1 protein-coding gene is annotated in these 950 nt (G+C 58.0%); it reads left to right on the top strand.

Translation table 11 applies throughout. From position 1 onward, the window contains the following. The first annotated feature begins 479 nt into the window (after positions 1-479). The gene (locus WDW90_RS37510; protein ID WP_336492789.1) at positions 480-890 is read left to right on the top strand and encodes a hypothetical protein; all 411 of its coding nucleotides are present in this window, start codon (positions 480-482) and stop codon (positions 888-890) included. Positions 891-950: the final 60 nt, after the last annotated feature.

The following is a 950-nucleotide window of genomic DNA, read 5'->3' as shown; positions in this document are numbered from 1 at the left end:
ATCAGCGAGCCCTCAAGCTCGCGCGACAAACCCGGCTCCCCGCCCGTCCGAAACATCGATCCCTGCCACCTTGCGGAAACTCCTCATACGAGTCGAGCTAACAACAAGACCTTAATTCACCGTGGCCATTCGCTGATTGGGCGTTACGGAACCAACTGGACCCGCATCGGTGCAGCTTGGGTATGACCATTTAGGATCAGCTGGGCTCCAAGCCCTTTGCGCAGATCGCATCTTCTGCAGGTGGCGCTTTGAGAAACATGAGCCCCATAGGGCTGCACCTCAGCCGGGAATGGGTAAGGCTTACAAGGGTATCCCGCGGCGGACGGGCAGGTCCCTGTGTAGATCGAAGCCGCGGGCCAGCACGGTATCCACCGCATGTGGGTTCATCTTGTGATCGACGCCAAGCGGGCTTTACCAGTCATCGGCACCGTGCATGATCAGTGACCGCCATTAAGGGGCCAAAAACCTCAAGCGGATATATGATCACGGTTTTGAACCGTGGGCGATGGGAGGAATTAATGGCAAGCACAAGATGGGCTTTTATCCTGATGCTCGGCGCTTGTTCAAGCGCTGGAGCAGGAGAGTTTTCGAAGGAAGGCACCGCTTCATATACGACTAACTACGTCAATGCTTCTGCAACGCCGATGAAAATGGGTGAGCGAGCCATCACGATCTATGAGAGCACCGGCATTACGCGCAATGACGCGGGAGAGGCTCCCTTCAATGATATGGGCACGCGCTGTATCGGCATGCGCGAGGCCAACGGTAACGACGTGGTCAACCGCGGCAGCTGCATCGACACCGACAAGGATGGTGACCAAGTGTTCTCGACCTACGAGGCAAACGCCAAGTGCGCTCCCGGAGGGGATCGTGATGCTGAACCCGGCTAGTGGGGCAATCGGAGGTGGGAATGCCGGTGGCCCGCTCCCGGGGGCCGACAAGACCTGAAC

Source organism: Methylobacterium nigriterrae (genome assembly GCF_037106235.1).
GTDB lineage: Bacteria > Pseudomonadota > Alphaproteobacteria > Rhizobiales > Beijerinckiaceae > Methylobacterium > Methylobacterium nigriterrae.
This window is presented reverse-complemented; position numbering and strand designations above follow the sequence as displayed.

Coding starts and splice junctions, on each gene's coding strand:
- WDW90_RS37510 (WP_336492789.1), top strand. CDS start 480: ATGATCACGGTTTTGAACCGTGGGCGATGGGAGGAATTAATGGCAAGC.